Consider the following 20,563-nt stretch of genomic DNA (forward strand, 5'->3'; position numbering starts at 1 on the left):
CCGTCTGTGAACCCTGCAAGCCGATGCTTCAGATGCCGCCCATGCAGAGGTATTTCATTTCGAGGTAGTCCTCGAGGCCATGGCGGGATCCCTCCCGCCCGATGCCGGACTGTTTTACCCCACCGAACGGCGCCGCTTCCGAAGACATCCGGCCGGTATTTACCCCGACCATTCCATATTCCAAGGCCTCGGCGACACGCCAGACACGCTTCAGGTTGGAGGCATAAAAATAGGCCGCGAGCCCGTAGGTCGTTTCATTGGCATCACGCAGGACCTGATCCGCATCTTTGAAGCGAATAATCGGTGCGAGCGGCCCGAATGTCTCTTCTTGCTCGACGGTCATCTCGCTGGTCACACCGGTCAGAACTGTTGGTTGGAAAAACGTGCCATTCGTGCCGATGCGTTTGCCCCCGCATCGAATTGCGCCGCCTTTAGCAACGGCATCGGCAATATGGGATTCAATCATTCAATCTTGGCCAAAGCCTTCTTGTCGATGACGGGTCCTATGTCCACTCCGAGCGAGAAACCGTCACCAACTTGAAGATGGCGAGCCCGTTCAATGAATTTCTCGACGAACTCGTCGTGAACGCCCGACTGGAGGTAAAGGCGGTTCGCTGAAACGCAGGTCTGGCCGGCATTGCGGTACTTCGCCTGGATGGCACCGTCAACCGCGGCATCGATATCGGCGTCATCGAAAACGATGAAAGGTGCATTGCCGCCGAGCTCTAGGCTGACTTTTTTGATCTGGTCCGAGCACTGGCGCATGAGTAAGCGCCCGATCTCAGTAGACCCGGTGAAGCTGATCTTGCGGACCTTGGGATTTGTGCAAAGTTCGCGGCCGACCGCGTCACCTTCGGATGCGTAGATCAGGTTGACGACGTCTTCAGGAAAGCCTGCCTGATGGGCGAGGGCGAACATTGCTCCAGCCACCAGCGGCGTCTGTTCAGCGGGCTTGAGGACGATCGTGCAGCCCGCCGCCAGGGCTGGCGAGATTTTGCGCGCCACCATCGACGCCGGGAAGTTCCATGGCGTTATCGTGCCGACGACCCCGATGGGCTGCTTGATCACCAGCATTCGGCGGTCCGTCGATGGTGCGGAGATCGTCTCGCCATAGACGCGATTTGCCTCCTCGGCGTACCATTGCAGATACGCCGCAGCATGCGATATCTCCGACTTGGCCTCGGCAAGCGGCTTGCCCATCTCCGCGGTGAGAATTGCAGCGAGATCGTCGGCGTGGTCGATGATCAACTGATGCCATTGCCATAGAACGTCGCTGCGCTCACGTGCGGTAAACCCTGCCCATCCAGGCTGCGCGACATAGGCCTTGTCGATCGCAACGCATGTCTCCTCGACATCCATGTCGGGTAGTTCTGCCAGCACTTCGCCGGTCGACGGGTTGAGGACCTTGAAAGTCCGCTCGCTCATCCGCGTGCCAAGTACCGGCAGGCGATCAATCCTTCCAAACAGGTCAGGGGATCTCAGGTGACGGATCATCGGCGGGCACAGGGGCAATATCCGATTCCTCCTCAACCCAGCAGGTGTATATAGCCGGGTGCGGTGTGTATTCCGGACGTAAAGGTTCCTTATGGGGCCTCGGCCATACAGCTGGCAGACCACGGTACCCAAGTGGGAGGGAGAATATCTGAATTCGCTACAAGACGCCTAGCGGTTCTACTAGTCGGGCTCGACGGTCGGTTGCGCGGTGGCAGGTCCGGCCCGCGCGCAACCTTTCCATAGGTCTTCGCTGCCAGCGCCTTCACCGTCTCAGGCTCTGCGTCGCCGGCCACCACCAGCACGGCGTTGTTCGGTATTCGTTGGAGATCGTGAATGCGTCGGTGCCGTTCAGCTTCTCCATCTCCTGCCTCCAGCCGTTGACCGGAATGCGGTAGGGCTGATTGGCCGCAACGTCGCGTTGACCTTCCCGTCCCGCAGTTCGTCTCTCTGCGGCAACGGCGCTCCTCCAGGATCGCGTTTCGCTCGCTCTCGGTATCATGGTCGTTTAGCGGCCTCGAAGCCCATCATCTCGCCCAAAGCGAGTTAGGCGGTGAGGGCGTATTGTAGCCGTCGCTGCGGGACGGCTCGGTCGAACTCGCTGTCGCCGCGGTTGGGCGTCGCCCTGAAGATCAGACGCTCAAGGAAATGGGCAAGTCCGGATTTGCCAGGTGGCTCGTCGGCGCTGCCGACCTTGTACCAGAGCATATGAGTGATGATTAGCGCGCGGTGATCGGGGATGTCGACCCTTCCATGCCATTGCCGAGCAGGAAATCCGCGATCTTGCCGCCGTCGGTGGCGGCCAGAGCCGGAGCGGTCGTCACCTGGGCCAGGGCGGTGGCAGTGAATGCCTTGCGCAGCCAGGGCGCGATCGATGGCTGCGTTTGGCAAGGCAAAGGGTTCGAGGCAAAAGTGATTTGTTCCTCATTTTAATGAACGCGCTGCGTCTTCGCCTCCCGGTGGGAGGATCGGCGGGCAGCGCCGAGCCAGATGAATCATGGGCCCAAGGCTCACTCGAGCCTCACCTTCGGATGGACCCAGGAGACCTGCGGCGGTGTTCTTGGGGAGGTGGCCATTGGAGGGATTTTCCATGGTCGGCGACGTCTTGCGGACGACCTTGCATGCACCGTGCCAGATCAGAAAACCATTGGAGGCTGTTGACAAATCGGGCTCTGCCATGTTGCGCATCCGACATTGTGGGCGATTGAACAGGGCTGAAGGCGACGCGAGCACGGCTGAGAATATCTTCTTCCTTCGGAAGACGATTAGGCGCGCTGCCGGGGAGGGGTACAGGATGCGCTTCGAAGGCCGCTGCACCGACGGTCAGAATTGAAATGTTGTCGCTCCAGCGGACCGATGTCCTCGACAGTCAGACCGGGCGGTGCTGAAGGGTAGAGGCGTGAGCAGCGTAGCTAAGTGGGCGCGGACCCAGCTCGCGCGCGAAGACGGACCTGAAAAAAAACGGCGGGTGGCGACATTCGCGAGGCGCCGGAAAACGAGGCCGTAGGACTGGGCGGGAAAAACGATGCCGTTGCTCTCTTCTGGCGTGATGGCCTGCCGCGAGGCCGTTGAACGTGATGAGTTGCTGCGGGAAGGGGAGTGTTTTCGCGGGACCTTGGTCAACGTAAGAAACAAACGTCGAGCTCGCCTTGGATGGGGGCATGCAGCACATTTGCCGCTGCAGGACAGCAGCACGGAAGCTGTCCGCGCTTGCCGTCGTCCCTGGGAACCAAACAGCAGAATTTAGCGGTCGCGATTGATTTCATGTGCGTAAAATACCGCCTGGTGCGCTCGGCTGCAAATGCATGCCTGGCGGAGTGGTCGCTTAGGTCAAGAGCATCGCGTGAGTAACAGCCTGACCTTGCTCAATCTGATGCGCGCTAACCGCCTCGCCGGATTGTGGAACTGCTCGCGGGTGGCTTCTACCACAAACAGCAAGGTCATGAAATCAAGCAGGAAGTCGTCAATCGCTTGGGCGATCGTTTCTGACTTGCCCTTGAACTGGTCCAGCAAAACGCGCGCGCTATCGATCGCTTCCACGCTGGTCGCATCGATCAACCCCTCGACCCTCTTGAAACAATCCAACTCGAAACTCCTTAAGGCGCTCCCAAGGTGTTATGCACGAAGGCAGCTCCGTGAACTACCCGGCCTTTGACCTGGCGGCACGAGCAGCGGTCGGCCTTACGTCCCGCGCCTCTAAACACGAGCCATCGACGTGGCGCTGAGGAGCGTTGGAAGAAATTGGGCGCTTCCGGCCACGCTCGAGCGGTAGTGTAGGACAGTGCTTGCTGGCGGCTACGCCCACAATGGAGTGCGCCAGCTGATCGGGGCTTAACAATTTTTCGCTTTTTGCTGCGCCCAACTCTCGGCTATGACTCGGACAGGCCTAATGGCCTGCCCCCGTTGCATTGTAAAAGAAGGAACAAGTATATGCCGACTGGAACGGTAAAGTGGTTCAACAGCACCAAAGGGTTTGGATTTATCCAGCCCGACAATGGCGGTCCGGATGTTTTCGTCCACATTTCCGCTGTCGAACGCGCGGGCCTCTCGACCCTCGCTGACGGCCAGAAGATCAACTATGAGATCGAGCAGGATCGCCGCACTGGCAAGTCCTCCGCTGGCAGCCTCAGCAAAGCTGGTTGAAATTTTCTCCTGCGTCCTGGCAAGAGTAGGCACGTAGGTCCTCACGGCCGCTCGATGGGACCGAGCAAAAACTGAGGGCAGCAGATTGCTGCAGGCGTCGCGAAATCCTCATGAAACAAAGTTGTTTGAAAGGAAGGCGGGGTTGGCCCCGCCTTTTTATATGACGCGCAGATTAAGCCGATGGCTGCAACGCTCCAGAACGAATCTCGATTGCCGAAATCAAGCCGTGACCTTCTTGCGGGTTCGCTTCGTCGGCGCAGGCTCCGGCGCTTCCGGCGCCTTCGGTTTGCGGCCGAGCCCCATCGTCTTGGCCAATGACGAGCGCGCCGCGGCGTAGTTCGGCGCGACCATAGGATAATCCGCGGGCAGGCCCCATTTGGCCCGATATCCATCCGGCGTCAGCCCATAGTGGGTCGACAGATGGCGCTTTAGCGATTTGAATTTCTTCCCGTCCTCAAGGGAGATGATGTAGTCCGGTGTCACCGATTTCCTGATCGGGACTGCAGGCGTAAGGGCAACCGGCTCTTGCGCAGAGACACCTCCGGCCGTCGCTGTCAGAGCCGCATGCACTTGGCCGATGAGGGCAGGGAGATCCCCCACCGGGATCGGATTGTTGGAGACATAGGCCGACACGACATCGGCGGCAAGCTCAATGAGGGGGTCGACGTTTTTTCCGGCTTCTTCTGTCATGAAACTCTCCAGGCGGTGAAACATAGTCAGCGAAGCGTCGCTTCATAGGGCCGGTTGCCGCTGAAAGCAACAATGTCTCGACAGCGTTATTGCCAATGCTCGTCCAGAAGCGACATCGATGCGCCATATTTCCCGTCGTGACCGCTGAGCCACTCGTTGTTGGCGACCCTGCCGTGGTGCGTGGCGCGTCCCGGCTGTAACTTTGCGCCGAAGTTGCTAGTAGTCGAGGCTAAGCGCGCTATTTGTGTCCCGCTTTACTTCTTTGGACTGTGAAATCGAGGGATCGTGATCGCTTGCTGGTGGGCGTCAGGACGATGGACGTTCATTGGCAATGGCCAAATGTAAGTTCATCGCCCGGTGAGCCGCTCTTCCAAGGGGCTGGGAACCGCCGCTGGTAACCAAGGACATCAATGTATTTCGAGGCGTTTCTTAGCCGGTCCTCGAGAGACGGCAATCGTTGCGGACGACACCTTTTCCACGATATCGAACAGCGCGGCGACACGGGCAGCTTCTCGAATCTGGAGCGGCTTCTCGCAAGCTGGCGCCGTGCCGAGAGGCCGGGCAAGGACAGTGCGTCGCCTGCTTCAATCATACGCGTCAACCAGCCAGCGACGCTGTCCCATACGGAATCCCGCGACCGGCCGTGTGATCTCGCCGGTAGTCGCCCCGGCCCTCTGCACGAAGCTCGGGATGTGCTGACGATCAACCAGGCCACAAAGGTCGACGTCCTGAAGCAGGGATCACATGAGTTTGCCACTATGCGCAGGCTTGCCATGCGCTTCCGCGGCATTTTGCGGGGCCTGTGAATTCGGCAAGCTCGACACTTCGATCGACGTGGCGTCAACTCCGGGCTCGTCGCCATCACGCGTTTCGGTCTGGTCCTACGCCGTTCGCGATGCCATTGAACTACCGCGGAGCAACGGCCAGGCGAAAGGGCTGATCAACCGCCTGAAGACGATTAAACGTACGATGTAGGCAGAGCGGGCTGCGAACTCCTTAGGGCACGCATGCTGCCACTCAGCCGGCCTGATCACCGCACAAAGCGAGGAAGAACCTGGTCAAGTGCAAAGCGACAATTGCCTCGACAGCGGGTCCCGGAAGGTTTATGCTGCCCAACGTTACCGCGATCCGGAATGGCCATTGAGTACCTTCACGAGTGAGGGAGTGGAACTGCTTTGTCGGCCAAATTGTTGACGGAACGCCCGGCGCCCATTGTTGCTACATGTCTAGATTCTTGGGGCGTTTTGGATGATGCAATCCACCATCTCACTCCAAAGGGCAGTGGAATCTGGAACAATGTCGCTTTTGTTCGCACGACATCCTTCGTGCCCGATTGGCATATCGTCTTTAACTCTGCTTCTCTTTTTGGGCTCCCTGTTGATATCGAGGCGAGCCCAAACAGGACAATTTTTGCAATCGGCGAACCGCCGACGAAAGCTCATCGCGCATTTCATGAAGGGCAGGGGAAAAATACTATCGTCCTGACGTCTGACGCAGAGCTGGCTGCTCGGCAGAATGCAGAGCGTCGATTCGTTTTGTCTCCACCTATCACTCGGTCTTGGTCTGTAAACAAGACATATGACCAACTTCTGGTCAGCGAAGTCGTGGATAAGCCGCTTCGGCTCTCATGGATTACCAGTAACATCGCCCTGCTTAAAGGACATCGATATCGGCTGGCGTTTCTGGAACGGCTGAGAAAGGAGCTCGATTTTGACCTGTTCGGCCGAGGGTTTCGGCTGATTGGAGATAAATGGAACGCACTCGCACCTTACCGCTACAGTATAGCGTTCGAGAATACTCGTGCTGATTACTATTTTACAGAGAAGCTTATGGACTGCTTCGTTGCTGAAACAATGCCGATTTATTACGGCAGCCCGGCAATCACGAGGTTCTTCCCTTCGGACTCTATGGTTCTGATTGACCCAGAGGACAAGAACGTAATCCCAAAAATTCAAGAAATCATCGACTCGGACCTCTGGAAGGAACGTCGCGGCGCAATAAGAGAGGCGAAGCGGTTAGTCCTCGAGAAATACAATACGTTTGCTTATCTCGCGGGCTTCATCGAAAGCGTTCAGGATAAACCCTTACCGCCNATAAGAGAGGCGAAGCGGTTGGTCCTCGAGAAATACAATACGTTTGCTTATCTCGCGGGCTTCATCGAAAGCGTTCAGGATAAACCCTTACCGCCGGAAATTATACACATCGATTCGCCTGAGGTCGATTTTGGAATAGACGAATGAAGTACTCCAACGCTCGCTTCGCGTGCCCGGCGGTCGGTGGTCTGGCGAGATCGGCACGGAACGCTCGGCGGAGAATGCCTGCTGCGCAGACGGGCCGGCACGGGCGCACGAGGTCATGCGCCCCCGGCTGCCGCTGATCAGACGAACCGGGGAAGGCCAGGAACGGAATTGAGGACCTCGTCCACGAGTTCGTCGCCGGCATGTTCCTTGGCGCAGGCGATCGTCTCGTTGGCGAGGCCGGCGATCTTTGCCATGCTGAGACCCTCACTCATTAATTGCTGGCCGAGCCCCATAAGGCCGCCACCGTCTGGGTCGTCGCCATGATACTTCGCTACTAATTCCGAAGCTCCCGGAATGGCCTCGATCATGCGCGCAACGGGACCGTCGGCCGCGTGGCTTTGCAGGAAACCCAGCATTAACCCAACGCCCTTCTCTGCGAGAGCCGGGCCGATGCCGGCACCAGTGGCGATGCGCGGTAAGAATTCTTCCATGCAGGGTCTCTCTCTCTTTAATGAGGTTTACACGGCGCCGGTCCGGCGCCCGCGCCCTTGGCCGAACCACAATTGAACTCCACAAAAATAGGCCGGCGGAAGTGCTATTGCGCGTAAAACCGCCTCTGTCAACGCAAGCTGCGTCGGACATGCGTGTTTCGCAACCGAAGATCATTCCAATTCACTTCATTGCGTATTGGCAACCGCACAGTTTGCGGTGACTCGCTAATGGGCCAATGCCCCGCCCCCATCGAATCATGACGACAACGTGGTCATCGCCCAGGATCTGTGGAGCAGTGTGACACAGTTACAGCCGGTGGATCTGCTCAAGCGCCGCGCCGGCACAAGGGCTAGATTGGCGATACTGCGCGTGTTGGCCATGCCTTTCCTCGCGTGATGGGATGTTCGTAGAAGCGGAGCTATATGCCGGTGTGACGTCGATAGGGCGAGACCGGCTATTCCGATAGACATCCATACTGTCGCATAGACCGTCGCTGCTTAGGTATTGAAACCGCCATCGCTGGTGACATCACAATGTGCAGTCGGCGGGTGCCGATAAGGCCGATTCACGCAATCAGCAGGTCAGGAGGAACGAATGAACCCTGAGGTTTCAGAAGCTCACTTTTCGCAAGGCGTGCAGCGCACATGGTGCAAGAGATTGCCAAGTCTTGCAGATGCTATCGACTTTCTCAACGATGGCTGGAAGATCGCAGTGACCGAATCTACGAAGCGCACTCAGTGCGTGCTTTGCTACATCCAACCGGTTGCCGAGCAGGGATACTCCTCCTCCCTGAAGTCCAATCGAGAACAGCGATCACTTCCAAGAGGGTCCCAGCTCAGCCGCGAAAACAGGTGTCAGACCCGGTCCTCTCCCTCAGCTGATCTAGCTCAGGGCGTTCATGAGCCGCGGATCGCATAGTGGCTGCGTGCACGACGCAGGAAGACCATTTATGAAAATCCTATTCAGAACGATGGCTGTCACCTTGCTGGCACCCACCGCCTTTGCTGCGGATTCGATCCCCACCGACCTCAGAGATACGGCATTGGCCACCTTCACGGCTTTGCCATCCACCACGCCGACAGTCGCCAACAACCCGATCACCCCGGAAAAGATCGCTCTCGGCAAGGCACTGTTCTTCGATCCACGCGTCTCGGCGTCAGGCGTCTTGTCGTGCAACTCATGCCACAACCTGGCCACCGGCGGCGACGACAATCACGAAACCTCGATCGGCCATGGTTGGCAGAAGGGTCAGCGCAACGCGCCGACTGTACTGAACGCTGTCTTCAACATCGCCCAGTTCTGGGATGGTCGTGCCGAAGACCTGAAGGCTCAGGCGAAGGGACCGGTCCAAGCCGGGATCGAAATGGCCAATACACCGGGCCAAGTCATCGCCACGCTCAAGTCCATGCCGCAATATGTCGAGTGGTTCGATGCAGCTTTTCCCGCTGAAGCCGATCGGGTCACCTTCGACAACTTCGCCAAGGCGATCGAAGCCTTCGAGGCGACGCTGGTCACACCGGCTCCGTTCGACAGCTTCCTGAATGGTGATGAGGTTGCCATGACTTCCGAACAGAAACGGGGCCTGGCGCTTTTCATGGACAAAGGCTGCTCGTCCTGCCATGCCGGCATCAACGTTGGTGGGGAAGCCTATTACCCATTCGGCCTTGTGGAACAGCCCAGCGCCGAGGTCCTGCCGGAAAAAGACAAGGGCCGATTTGCGGTCACCAATGCAGCCGATGACTACTATGTTTTCCGCGTGGCGCCGCTGCGCAACGTTGCACTCACCGCGCCATACTTTCATTCGGGCAAGGTTTGGGATCTGAAACAGGCCGTCGCTATTATGGGGACCACCCAGCTTGGCGTAGTACTGGCAGACGAAGAAGTTGACCTGCTTGTTGCCTTCCTCAACTCGCTGACCGGAGAGGCACCCGAGGTCGCCTATCCCATCTTACCCTCCGAAACGGCGACAACGCCCCGGCCTGTAACGCAGATCTCAGGAAAATAANATTATGGGGACCACCCAGCTTGGCGTAGTACTGGCGGACGAAGAACTTGACCTGCTTGTTGCCTTCCTCAACTCGCTGACCGGAGAGGCACCCGAGGTCGCCTATCCCATCTTACCCTCCGAAACGGCGACAACGCCCCGGCCTGTAACTCAGATCTCAGGAAAATAAAGGGCCAGCTGGCTGCGGACGTGGCAATCGACAATGATGCGACTTTTACTTGGACGGACGAATCGCGAGGTCCATTTCCGAATTGGCGGGACGCTAGCAATATCCGAAACCTGCCACCTCGCCCGTAGTCTGCGCGAATCAACTGGGGAAGCGGACAGACGCGCAGCATCATATATTGTCGCCGCCTGAGCGAACGCACCAAGCAGTCTACTTTGAGAAACGACGTGTGTACGATTTGTTCGAGGCGCGGGGCCGGTATGTTCCCAAGCACCAATACTATAGCGTAGTGTCACATTTATATTTCTGCGGGATGAGGACACGTGCCGAAGGAAAATTGCACATTTTCGCCGTGTGGCATTTCCAAGAGTGTGATCGGTTTGGCATATTCCCGGCCGACATCCGCCAGCCGGCAACTCCCCACACGGTGAGGAAGAGAAGCCTCACGCCTGCACTTTCTGCCGGAGCGCGCGTGCTGCCGCGACCATGTTAATGAGGGCAGGGCGGACCTCCTCCCATTTGCGTGTTTTGAGGCCACAGTCCGGGTTTATCCACAGTTGGCCGTCGGACAGTCGCTCCCGGGCAAGCATGACTAAGTCCGAAATCTCGCCGACTTCCGGGACGCGTGGTGAGTGAATATCATAGACGCCGGGACCGATTTCGTTCGGATATTTGGAGCTCGTGAAGGCGTCCAACAGTTCCATCTTCGAGCGCGACGTCTCAATCGAAATGACATCCGCATCCATTCCAGCGATCGCGTGAATGATCTCGTTGAACTCCGAATAGCACATGTGGGTATGAATTTGAGTCGCGTCCTTTACACCCGTTGAAGCGATCCGGAAGCATTCGACAGCCCAGTCGAGATAGACTTTCCAGTCAGACTGGCGCAGTGGCAATCCTTCGCGAAACGCGGCCTCATCGATCTGCACCATCCTTGCGCCGGACCTTTCGAGATCCCTCACTTCGTCGCGGATGGCGAGCGCGATCTGGCGGCAGGCTTCGGAGCGGGGTACGTCGTCGCGAACAAAAGACCAGTTGAGAATGGTGACTGGGCCTGTGAGCATTCCCTTCACGGGCTTTTCCGTAAGCGACTGGGCGAATTGCCACCAGCGCACTGTCATCGGATTGCGCCTCGATACGTCGCCGAAAATGATGGGGGGACGCACGTAGCGCGACCCGTAGCTTTGTACCCAGGCATGCTGGGTGAAGGCGAAGCCAGACAGCTGCTCGCCGAAATGCTGTACCATGTCGTTTCGCTCGAACTCACCGTGCACCAGCACGTCCAGCCCGATCTCTTCCTGCCAGCGAATTGCAGCCTCGATCTCCTTCCTCAGGAACGTCTCGTAGTCGACATAGCTCAGCTGGCCCTTCGCATGAGCGGCCCGCGCCTTGCGTACCTGCGGCGTCTGCGGGAAGGACCCGATGGTCGTCGTCGGGAACGGCGGCAGCCCGAGTGAGCCGCCTTGGACTCTGGAGCGCTCGGCAAAAGCGCTCTCTCGTCGCTTCGCGCTGTCGTCAATGCTAGCGATCCGCCCCTGAACAAGCGGGTCATGGATCCTCGTGGATGTCACGCGCGTGGCGGCAGCCTCGGCAGACGCTTTCAACGAGCCAGCCACCGCATCTCTGCCTTGGGACAGGGCCCGGGCCAGCAACACCAATTCGTCGGTCTTCTGGGCCGCGAAGGCGAGCCACGAGCTGATGTCGGCGTCGAGTTCCGTCTCCATGCGCAGGTCGATCGGCACATGCAGCATCGAGCAAGAAGGCGCGATCTCGACGCGGTCCAAGGGCCAGCCGGCGACGATCGGTTTGATGCGGTCGAGAATGGCGGGCAGGTTCGCACGCCAGACGTTGCGGCCATCGATCAAGCCAAGCGAGAGCACCAGATCCTTCGGAGCGAGCCGACCCACCGTTTCCAGCTGCTCGGGAGCGCGCACGAGATCAATATGCAGCCCGGCCAGGGGCAGAGAAACCGCGGTTTCGAGATTGTCTCCCAGATGCCCGAAATATGTAGCCAGCATGATCTTCAGCTCGGGCGCGGCTTTCGACAGCTGGCCATAGGCGAACTCGAACGCAGCTCGTTCGTTGGAGTTCAGATCGAGGACAAGCGCTGGCTCATCGATCTGCACCCAGTCGGCTTCCGACAGCTTCAGCCTCTGCAGGAGTTGCTCGTAAACAGGCAGCAGCCGCGGTAGGAGCGCGATAGGATCGAACCCTTCGGCAGGCGATTTCGCCAGCTTGAGGAAGGTGATGGGTCCAAGGATGACTGGGCGTGTGTGAATGCCGAGAGCTTTGGCCTCGAGGAAGTAATCGACGGGTCTTGTCGACGAGAGGGCGAACGTCTGATCATCATCAAGTTCCGGCACAATGTAGTGGTAGTTTGTGTCAAACCACTTGGTCATTTCCATCGCGGTTACACCGGGCCCATGAGCCGCCTCCTGGTGACCAGCGTGTGCACAATCCTCCGTCTGACCCTGGTTGCCGCGCGCCATTGCGAAGTAGATGTCAAGTGGGACCTCGCCGCTATTCCAGCCGTAACGGGAGGGAATGGCGCCGACCATGGCTGCGGTGTCGAGCACATGGTCGTAAAGCGAGAAGTCGTTTGACGGGATTTTCGACACGCCGCGATTGCGCTGCTCTTCCCAGCTAGCGGCACGGAGCGCCTTCGACGTCGCAAGAAGGTCGCCAGCGGACGATGTTCCGGACCAGTAGCTTTCAAGCGCGAATTTCAGTTCTCGCCGACGACCGAAGCGCGGCACGCCGAGCGTTGCTACAGGAATTTGCTGAGAGTCAGTCATGTCATACCCCGATGGTTGGGGCGTCGATGACAAGGAAGGCGCTAGCAGGCCGGCACGAACGCCGGCTTGCAGCGGCCACCGAGACACCCCGCCCGTGGACGTAATTCGCCGTGGCAGGTCTCCTGGCTCGCGGGGTCATAGCCTCTACCGGTCTTCCCGAGGGTATTCGCCTCAGTGACATGAGTTGGTTTGGCTCGCCGCTAACAGTTGCGGGGGCAGCGCCGGCATCGCACCGGCTTCCCTCTTAGCTCCGTTGCGGCAGCGCCGCACGCGAGAACCACGACACGCAGACAATCACAGCAGTCCGCTCTTTTGTCAATGACGCATAACGAAATGTTTATGTCGTTATGTGATGCGCTTTTACGCTTGTCTAACATTGTGAAATATTCAGTCTGCCATTGGCGGCGCTGCTCCGCTGCCACCATTGTCCAACTGGCAGATTCCTGTCGGGCTGCGACGCAGCTTGGGTGAACGACCTGTTCTCATAGATTATTGGCATCCACTCGTCCGTGCCATGCTGGCAGAACAACAAGCCGAAGTTGGCCCGTCCCGTCCTGTAATGAGATTGACGAGGATGAAGCCCAGCTGCCAATTCCGCTGGTCCCAGACCAATGGTGAACCAGTCTGCCCGCATTCGGCATCGTGGACGTGATCGCAAGTCAAGTGCTCCGACGGATGCCGCGAGTTCTCCGTTACCTCAGGACCTTACTGGCCTTCCCCAAGCTGAGCTTCTGGAAAATGCCGGTGGCGATCTCGATGACGGTGAATGCCGTCAAGGCAAGCCCGCCTTGCACCGCCTTCCAGCGAGCTTCACGGCAGCAGCATCGTCAGTTCTCCGAAGCGAATGGCTGTCGCTATCAGCGAGCTTTGACACAGTTCCGCCACTGCGATGATCGCGTCAGTAGGGCGGCTGGTTAGTTGCCCGCGCATGCAATCCCGCCTGTTCGGCCTCGCGGCGCAAATTCTGCCGGGGCCTTGGTCCGATCTGCTGGATAACCAGTCCGGCCGCCAGTGAGCCAAGATCGCCGCAGGTCTGGAGGTCGCGGCCTTGCGTGTAGCCGTGCAGGAAGCCGGCGGCGTAGAGATCGCCGGCGCCGGTCGTGTCAACCAGTTCCTTGATCGCGGTCGCCTCGATGACCACGCTCTCGTCGCCGCGCACGATCACCGAGCCTTTTTCCGAGCGTGTGACGGCGGCGATCTTGCAGTCCTTGCGGATCTGCGCCAGCGCCTCGTCGAACGACGATGTCTGGTAGAGCGACTTGATCTCGTGGCTGTTGGCAAAGACGATGTCGACCGTGCCCGAACGCATCAGCTCAAGGAATTCGTCGCGGTAGCGGTCGACGCAAAACGAATCCGACAGTGTCATCGACACTTCGCGCCCGGCCTCGTGCGCGAGCTTCGCCGTCTGCCGGATCGCCTCCTTGGCGCGCGGCGGGTCCCACAGATAACCCTCGAAATAGGTGATCTTGGCGCCGGACGCCTTGTCGGCTTCGACATCTACCGGCCCGAGTTCGACGCAGGCGCCGAGATAGGTGTTCATCGAGCGCTCGCCATCGGGGGTGACGAAGATTATCGAGCGCGCCGTCGGCGGCTCGCCCTGGAGCGGCCTGGTGTCGAAGGCGACACCCTGCGCGTGGATGTCGTGCGCGTAGATTTCGCCGAGCGGGTCGTTCGAGACCTTGCCGAAGAAGGCGGCGCGTCCGCCGAAGGAGGCAATACCTGCCGCCGTGTTGCCGGCGCTGCCGCCGGAGGCCTCGATCGCCGGGCCCATGCGGCTGTAGAGCAATTCGGCGCGCTGTGTGTCGATGAGATTCATCGCACCCTTGATGATGCCGTTGGTCTCGAGGAATTCCTCCTCGCACTGGGCGATGATGTCGACAATCGCATTGCCGATGCAAAGCACGTCATAATCCGGCATCAATGTCTCCGCCAAAAACCCGGGCCGGCTTCTTGCCACGCCGGCCGGGCCGGGTCTGCCCGGTGGGAATGGGCTTTCCGCTTGCCAATCCGTTCGCCGGCGGCTCTCACGGGGCGGCGAGTCCTGCCTCGCGACGCAATTCGTCCGCCCTGTCTGTCTTCTCCCAGGTGAAATCAGGCTCTTCACGGCCAAAATGGCCATAGGTCGCTGTATTGCGGTATATAGGTCGTAAGAGATCAAGCATCTTGATAATGCCTTTCGGTCTGAGATCGAACAACTCAAGAATGAGGCGCTCGATCCTGCTTTCCTCAACCCTGGCTGTCCCGAACGTGTTGACCATGACGGAAACCGGACTGGCCACGCCGATTGCGTAAGCAAGCTGCACCTCGCACACGTCCGCAAGTCCGCTAGCGACGATGTTCTTTGCGACATAGCGGGCCGCATAGGCAGCTGAGCGGTCAACCTTGGACGGGTCCTTGCCCGAGAAGGCGCCGCCGCCATGACGACCCATCCCGCCATAGGAATCGACGATGATCTTGCGTCCAGTGAGACCGCAGTCGCCGCGCGGCCCGCCGACTACGAACCGCCCCGTCGGGTTAACCAGAATTCTGATGCCTTCCGTCTCCAGGTGGGTCGGCAGGACAGGCTTTATGATTTCCTCAATGACGCCCTCGCGGACAGTCTCTTGCGAGACCTGCTCGTCATGTTGCGTCGACACGACGATCGTATCCAGGGCGACCGGGCGCAACCCCTCATAGCGCACTGAGACCTGGGATTTCATGTCAGGACGCAACCAGCCAAGCTGTTGTGCCTTCCGGACATACGCCTGCCGTTTCGTCAAGCGATGAGCGAGCTGGATCGGCAAAGGCATCAGGGTATCGGTTTCGCGGCATGCGTAGCCGAACATGAGGCCCTGATCTCCCGCTCCCTGCTGGAGGTCTTGCCCTCTTCCCTCGTCAACGCCTTGGCTGATGTCGGGCGACTGCTCGGTGAGGGCATGAACGACGGCGCAACGCCGGCCGTCAAAGCCGACGGCCTCGTCGTCGTACCCAATGTCGAGAATCGTATCGCGCGCAACTTGGCTATAATCCACCTGCGCATCGCTGGTAATCTCGCCAGCCAGAACGACTATCCCTGATTTTACCAACGCTTCACAGGCGACGCGCGCCTTGGGATCTGTGCGGAGGATGGCATCGAGGATGGCATCCGAGATGTTGTCGGCCAACTTATCCGGGTGCCCCGCGCCAACCGATTCGGAAGAGAACACGAACTGCCTAGCCATGAATACCTCGCTTCGGGTGTTGGATGTGGTATGGGCATTTTGCTTGGCCGACCTTACTTGTCGCAGATGCCCGGGACCTCGAACGCAGCGCACAAGTCGGCAACGTCTCTTCGCACGCAGGCATGGAGATCTTCGTCGTCTGGCCGCTGGAGGACGGAGTCAATGAAGCCAGCAATTTGCACCATTTCCACATCGCGCATGCCCATTGACGTCACTGCTGGCGCCCCCAGGCGAATTCCGCTTGTGACCGCCGGATGCCGCGGGTCGCCAGGCACCATATTAAAGTTTGTGATGATTCCTGCCTTTGCTAGTCGCTCGGCATAGGCCTTGCCCGATAGTGGCCGATCGCGAAGATCAAGGATCAGCATGTGATTGTCCGTCCCCCCGGTCACCAGGTCATAACCTCGCTCAAGCAGTGCATGTGCCAGAGCCTTGGCATTCTTGACCGTCTGTTGGCCGTAGCTTCGGAAGGACGGGTTCGCGGCTTCGTGCAAGGCAACCGCTAGCGCAGCGATGGCATTCATGTGGGGCCCGCCTTGCAGGTGAGGGAAGACCGCCCGGTCTATTCGTCTGGCGAGATTGTATTTGCTCTTTGTATGATACAGCGCCTGATAGCGATCTTCGTTCCTTGACAAAATGAAGCCCCCGCGGGGACCGCGGATCGACTTGTGGGACGTGCTGCTGACCACGTCGCAATGGCCCACGGGATTCGGGTGCGCTCCTGCGGCAATCAGGCCGCTGATGTGCGCAATGTCGGCTACGAGATAGGAGTTCGCTTCCAGGGCGATTTCTGCCATTGCCGCGTAGTCAAAGACACGCGGGTAAGCAGTTCCGCCGACCCAAATGAGCCGCGGCCGTTCCCGCTTGGCTGTCTCGCGCAAGCGGTCATAGTCAATCTGCTGTGTCTTTTCATCTAGTCCATAGGGCACGCGTTGATAGTCAGTTCCGGAAAAGTTGATGGCCCAACCATGAGTCAGATGGCCCCCTTCCGGAAGGGGCAAGCCCATTACTTTGTCACCGGGACTCAAAAGCGCACGATAGACAGCCTGGTTGGCCGGCGAGCCGGAATAAGGCTGGACGTTGGCATGCTCGCTGCCAAATAGTGTTTTCAGGCGCTCAATGGCCAGATTCTCAAGCTCATCAACGATCTCGTTTCCAGCGTAGTAGCGCGCACCGGGGTACCCCTCGGCGTACTTGTTCGTGAAAATCGAGCCGTTCGCTTCCAGAACGGCCGAGGACGCAAAGTTCTCTGAGGCGATGAGCTTGAGGGTCGTCCGCTCCTGCCGCTCCTGTTTCAGAAGCAGCTCGTGAACGCGGCAATCAACCGCGGCCAAGGAAGACCGCCCGTGGGTGTCGGGCTGTGCGATCGCGCCGTCGGCGGAGTTGTCCATGGTCGCTTCGCGCTCCAATTGGATTGACCTATTTCACGATCAAGCACGCGGTCCCCTTCGGCCGCGTGTCTCGTGCCGCTTCGAGCCGCTGCAGGTCCTGTTTATGATAGCCGTCGCGATGGGGCAGGAGATCGACCAATAATTGGACCAGCCCGCCGTCGTTGGATCCTGCGTTGAGATGGTACGAGCGCCACGGAGGCTGTCCGTTGCAGCAAAGAAAGTCGGCTCTGGCGAGCAGCCGGACGTGTCGCGCAACCCGCTCTCGACACACGCCCAGAATCTCCGCTAGCTCGCAGACAGTTAGGTCCGCATGCGCACAAAGGCCCAGGATCCGAAGGCGGTCAGGATGCGCTGCCATGCGTAGGCGACTAACCAGTGTCATCATGGCTCAGGACCAAGTCCTACCGAATTTCTCATTTCGCGTTCTCCACAGAAGTTGCAGATTTCGAAGGGTGTCCAACGACCGGACAAATCTCGGTGGCCGTGACGACCGGCGATATCCTGTGTCGAAAAAACAAATGGGCGCTCTTCTTGGGCCTTTAGCCGAAATTGCAAGCAGTTCGGCGAGTCGAAGATAAGCGGGGCCACGGTTTGGAACCACTGATCTCAGACGTTGCAAAAGCCTACCATTCACAGCGAGCCGGAGTTGCTAAGAGTCTATGAATTTCCTTGAAGGATCTGTTGCAACGTTTGCCCAGCCTGGCCTGCTCCCGGTTTGCAGCGGTCATGGTCAGCGATCCATCGCCTCTGCGAGCACGATCAGGAATTTGCCCTGCATCGCATCGCTGATCAGCTCCTGAAGGCCGGGACGCAACAGCGACGCGCCGCAGATCGCGCGGTGGGTATTGCTGTCGACGACTGTCCAGCCTTGCTTTTCAGCACGCAAGCAGCAGAGCTGCAACTGATCCTCGATCGAGGCGTCTCGGTGATTGTCAGTTGAGTAGCGAGCGCCAAGCGCGACCTTCATGAGGCGGCCCCCTACTCCGGGACGCGGTCTCGCGTTTGGCTATCCGTTTCGGCTTGAACGAAATCCCGTGGGGCCTGTCGCGCCAGCAAATGGACCAGATTGACGAAGCGTCGATCGGCTTCGGCGACGCAGGCACAGCCGATTCGCGGGCGGCGCCGGCGACCACACGAAGCATTTCGGCTGTTGCACGTTTCGGTCGCGCTATGATCGCGTTCCTGTCCTGACGCGAAATACTCCTTTTCGCGACAAGGATGCCGAGTCACAGTGCTTCGACAAGATGGAAATTCTTTGTGATCAATAACGCGCGTCGCGCAGGAGCCAGTGCTGGCCGATGACGGGGCACCTTGTGCTCCGAAAAAGCCATGGCTATATATCCGGATAGAGAACGGAGGCACGCGATGGGCAACACTGCACAGAAGAGAGCCATCGAGAATTATCGCTCTCGCCTGGCTGAGCGCGGCATCGCGCGGTTCGAGATCCAGGCGTTCGACGCAGACCGCGATCTACTGCGAACTCTTGCCCGAAAATTAACGGAGAGCGGGCCGGATGCCCGACAGCTTCGTCGGACCATACAGCAAGCCGTGGCGGGTGAGCCACCGAAAGCGGGCAGCATTCTCGCCGCATTGCGTCGCTCGCCTCTGGTTGGCTCCAACCTCGACCTCAGCCGGCCGCGCGAAGAGGGGCGCGAGATCGACCTGTGACGCGCTACCTTCTTGATACCAATATCATCAGCAACGTCATAAAGCCGGAGCCTTCGGGCTCGTTGCTGGCCTGGATGGGCGCGCAGAAGGACGAAGACCTCTTCATTGCTTCGCTTACTGTCGCCGAAATTCGCCGAGGCATCCTAGAGAAGCCGAAGGGGAAGAAGCGCAGCAGCCTTGAAACTTGGTTCGAGGGCTCCGAAGGCCCGCAAGCGCTGTTCGCTGGCCGCGTGCTATCGTTCGACGAGAAAGCCGGCCTCGTGTGGGCGCGGCTGATGGCCAACGGCAAAGCCAGAGGCCGTTCGCGGAGCGCCCGAGACACAATCATTGCCGCTATAGCTGAAGCCAACGAGTGTGTCGTAGTGACCGACAATGAAAAGGACTTCGAGGACGTTCAGATAATCAACCCGCTCCGTAGCTCTGGAAGCCAAGCGGGTGATGATAGCTCCAACGGTCCGGCCGATTCAATTTGAGGATTTCAGCGGCACGGAGTCCGAACGTCTCGTGTTCGCCTACCTTTAGCGATGGCTGGATTGATCTTGCTTAGTTCGGCCAGGGGCGCCTCTTCCAGTTCCGCTTTAATGCCATCCCGGTTCATCTAGTCAGCTCGATCTACCAACAGTTCGCACGCACGAGCGCCGCGGACAAGGCGCGATCGCAGGGACTGCGCGATATGCGTGTCGAGCTCGTCTATCTTACACTCGATCTCGTCTTCGAAGGCCTCTCGCCAAACGCCACTGTAGTCGATGCCGCGCGTGGCTCGGGGCCTTCTCATCGAGGCTTTCTCGCGACTGGTCTGGCGCGCTACCAATGGCAAGTTCGCCCGCCGGGAACTCGTCGGTCTGTACGCCCAGCTCTGGGCGTCCACATCAACTGCGGAGCTCTTGGCATCGCCGTGTTCTGCCTTTAGCTGGCAGCTCTCGAGCTCGACGAGCAGCCGATCAGCGACACCCGCGACCTCAAGTTCGACCCGGTTAACTCGATAACACCCTATTGGCAGATTCAGTCGGGGAGGATCTGCCCACTCCGATCACAAGCCGATCTTTCGACCCCGTGGTCGGGAATTCTCCATGGACTTCGTGAACAAGGAATGCAGCGCCGAAAGCCGAAGCGCTTCCGATACATCGACGCCCCTTCCGAGACGGAGCCCCGATTAGGCATTCCTGCCACTCTATCTAGCCGACCCCCGTGGCCGCGTTGCCGATCGGTGCGCACTGGTCGCCTACATCGCCCCGGCACGTGAAGATCGTCTCTGCTGACGCTCGTTGAGCAATTCAGGCCGCCTCCGGCTGGCGTTTGATCAGCGTCAGCGTCAACCAGCGCGCGGTCAGCGCCGGCTTTTTCGAGCCCTCGATCTCAATCGTCACGCTCAGCGCCGTCTGCACCCAGCCCGACGGCCTGACCTTGATGTCGGCCAGTACGAAACGGGTGCGGATGTGCGATCCGGTTTTCACCGGCGCCAGGAAGCGCAGCGATTCGAAGCCATAGTTGACACCCATCTTGCAGTTTTCGAGCGGCCGCATGGTCTCGAAAGTCATCGCCGACAAAAGCGAAAGCGACAGGAAGCCATGTGCGATGGTGCCGCCGAACGGCGTCTCGCGCTTGGCGCGCTCCGGATCGCAGTGGATGAACTGGTGGTCATCGGTGGACTCGGCGAACTGGTCGATCATCCGCTGCGAGACCACCCGCCACGGCGACACGCCGACTTCCTTGCCGACGCTGGCCAGAAGCTCGTCGAGACTGATCGGTTCCACGCTAATGTCCTCCATTTCAACCGTCCGA

At 59.1% G+C, this 20,563-nt stretch carries 18 protein-coding genes, 3 pseudogenes and 1 riboswitch; of the genes and pseudogenes, 7 read left to right on the forward strand and 14 right to left on the reverse strand.

Translation table 11 applies throughout. From position 1 onward, the window contains the following. Window positions 1-28: 28 nt before the first annotated feature. The 5 genes and pseudogenes from X742_RS01000000170760 to X742_RS143055 all read right to left on the reverse strand — a co-directional run bounded on the left by X742_RS01000000170760 (window position 29) and on the right by X742_RS143055 (window position 3,549). Window positions 29-1,512, reverse strand: a pseudogene (locus X742_RS01000000170760) (NAD-dependent succinate-semialdehyde dehydrogenase). Between the two features lie 71 nt (window positions 1,513-1,583). Then, entirely contained in the window at window positions 1,584-1,796 is a 213-nt protein-coding gene (locus tag X742_RS1000000176800; protein ID WP_348524192.1) for a hypothetical protein, read from the reverse strand. Between the two features lie 241 nt (window positions 1,797-2,037). Further along, on the reverse strand, window positions 2,038-2,199 hold the full coding sequence (locus tag X742_RS1000000176130) for an insulinase family protein (protein WP_023774906.1): 162 nt from the start codon (window positions 2,197-2,199) through the stop codon (window positions 2,038-2,040). An 11-nt stretch (window positions 2,200-2,210) separates the two neighbouring features. After that, on the reverse strand, window positions 2,211-2,387 hold the full coding sequence (locus X742_RS1000000176135; RefSeq protein ID WP_023774907.1) for a hypothetical protein: 177 nt from the start codon (window positions 2,385-2,387) through the stop codon (window positions 2,211-2,213). 934 nt (window positions 2,388-3,321) lie between these two features. Beyond that, complete coding sequence (locus X742_RS143055) at window positions 3,322-3,549, reverse strand: hypothetical protein (protein ID WP_245260682.1); 228 nt, start codon at window positions 3,547-3,549, stop codon at window positions 3,322-3,324. Window positions 3,550-3,921: 372 nt separating this feature from the next. Between X742_RS143055 and X742_RS143050 the strand changes: the two genes are divergently transcribed. After that, window positions 3,922-4,134, forward strand: coding sequence for a cold-shock protein (locus tag X742_RS143050; protein WP_023679670.1), 213 nt, complete (start codon window positions 3,922-3,924; stop codon window positions 4,132-4,134). 219 nt (window positions 4,135-4,353) lie between these two features. Here X742_RS143050 and X742_RS143045 read toward each other — a convergent pair whose 3' ends face one another. Continuing rightward, window positions 4,354-4,824, reverse strand: a complete 471-nt coding sequence (locus X742_RS143045; RefSeq protein ID WP_023774909.1) for a MucR family transcriptional regulator — start codon at window positions 4,822-4,824, stop codon at window positions 4,354-4,356. Between the two features lie 413 nt (window positions 4,825-5,237). Here X742_RS143045 and X742_RS1000000171695 point away from each other — a divergent pair. Next, window positions 5,238-5,840 (forward strand): annotated as a pseudogene (locus X742_RS1000000171695) (ISL3 family transposase); the annotation flags it as partial. Window positions 5,841-5,999: 159 nt separating this feature from the next. Continuing rightward, window positions 6,000-7,064, forward strand: a complete 1,065-nt coding sequence (locus tag X742_RS1000000171700) for a glycosyltransferase family 10 (RefSeq protein ID WP_084569664.1) — start codon at window positions 6,000-6,002, stop codon at window positions 7,062-7,064. 137 nt (window positions 7,065-7,201) lie between these two features. Here X742_RS1000000171700 and X742_RS143040 read toward each other — a convergent pair whose 3' ends face one another. Then, window positions 7,202-7,555 (reverse strand): hypothetical protein, encoded by a 354-nt coding sequence (locus X742_RS143040; protein ID WP_023774911.1) that lies wholly within the window; start codon window positions 7,553-7,555, stop codon window positions 7,202-7,204. A 950-nt stretch (window positions 7,556-8,505) separates the two neighbouring features. Here X742_RS143040 and X742_RS143035 point away from each other — a divergent pair. Together X742_RS143035 and X742_RS1000000176140 are read left to right on the forward strand one after the other, a co-directional pair. Then, window positions 8,506-9,561, forward strand: coding sequence for a cytochrome-c peroxidase (locus X742_RS143035; RefSeq protein ID WP_023774912.1), 1,056 nt, complete (start codon window positions 8,506-8,508; stop codon window positions 9,559-9,561). 1 nt (window position 9,562) lies between these two features. Continuing rightward, window positions 9,563-9,730: pseudogene (locus X742_RS1000000176140) on the forward strand (cytochrome C peroxidase); the annotation flags it as partial. 440 nt (window positions 9,731-10,170) lie between these two features. Here X742_RS1000000176140 and metE read toward each other — a convergent pair. The 6 genes from metE to X742_RS143010 all read right to left on the reverse strand — a co-directional run bounded on the left by metE (window position 10,171) and on the right by X742_RS143010 (window position 18,080). Continuing rightward, complete coding sequence (gene metE / locus X742_RS143030) at window positions 10,171-12,522, reverse strand: 5-methyltetrahydropteroyltriglutamate--homocysteine S-methyltransferase (RefSeq protein ID WP_031248543.1); 2,352 nt, start codon at window positions 12,520-12,522, stop codon at window positions 10,171-10,173. A 94-nt stretch (window positions 12,523-12,616) separates the two neighbouring features. Continuing rightward, window positions 12,617-12,819, reverse strand: a riboswitch (cobalamin riboswitch). A gap of 601 nt (window positions 12,820-13,420) precedes the next feature. After that, complete coding sequence (locus X742_RS143025; protein WP_023774916.1) at window positions 13,421-14,440, reverse strand: adenosine kinase; 1,020 nt, start codon at window positions 14,438-14,440, stop codon at window positions 13,421-13,423. Window positions 14,441-14,546: 106 nt separating this feature from the next. Next, window positions 14,547-15,722 carry a methionine adenosyltransferase gene (metK, locus tag X742_RS143020; protein WP_023727246.1) on the reverse strand — a complete coding sequence of 392 codons (1,176 nt, stop codon included), beginning with the start codon at window positions 15,720-15,722 and terminating at the stop codon, window positions 14,547-14,549. A gap of 53 nt (window positions 15,723-15,775) precedes the next feature. Continuing rightward, window positions 15,776-17,113, reverse strand: coding sequence for a serine hydroxymethyltransferase (glyA, locus tag X742_RS143015; protein WP_023774917.1), 1,338 nt, complete (start codon window positions 17,111-17,113; stop codon window positions 15,776-15,778). 28 nt (window positions 17,114-17,141) lie between these two features. Beyond that, entirely contained in the window at window positions 17,142-17,498 is a 357-nt protein-coding gene (locus tag X742_RS0138560) for an ArsR family transcriptional regulator (protein WP_031248544.1), read from the reverse strand. A gap of 345 nt (window positions 17,499-17,843) precedes the next feature. Next, window positions 17,844-18,080 (reverse strand): recombinase family protein, encoded by a 237-nt coding sequence (locus X742_RS143010; protein WP_023774919.1) that lies wholly within the window; start codon window positions 18,078-18,080, stop codon window positions 17,844-17,846. Between the two features lie 398 nt (window positions 18,081-18,478). Between X742_RS143010 and X742_RS143005 the strand changes: the two genes are divergently transcribed. Further along, window positions 18,479-18,781 carry a hypothetical protein gene (locus tag X742_RS143005; protein WP_023774921.1) on the forward strand — a complete coding sequence of 101 codons (303 nt, stop codon included), beginning with the start codon at window positions 18,479-18,481 and terminating at the stop codon, window positions 18,779-18,781. Next, on the forward strand, window positions 18,778-19,254 hold the full coding sequence (locus X742_RS143000) for a type II toxin-antitoxin system VapC family toxin (RefSeq protein ID WP_023774922.1): 477 nt from the start codon (window positions 18,778-18,780) through the stop codon (window positions 19,252-19,254). Before X742_RS143005 ends, X742_RS143000 begins: the two co-directional genes overlap by 4 nt. A gap of 801 nt (window positions 19,255-20,055) precedes the next feature. On the opposite strand, the gene X742_RS142995 is transcribed toward X742_RS143000, so the two are convergent. After that, entirely contained in the window at window positions 20,056-20,550 is a 495-nt protein-coding gene (locus tag X742_RS142995; protein ID WP_031248547.1) for a MaoC family dehydratase, read from the reverse strand. Between the last annotated feature and the right edge of the window lie 13 nt (window positions 20,551-20,563).

The sequence above is a fragment of the Mesorhizobium sp. LNHC229A00 genome (genome assembly GCF_000502415.1).
Classification (GTDB): domain Bacteria; phylum Pseudomonadota; class Alphaproteobacteria; order Rhizobiales; family Rhizobiaceae; genus Mesorhizobium.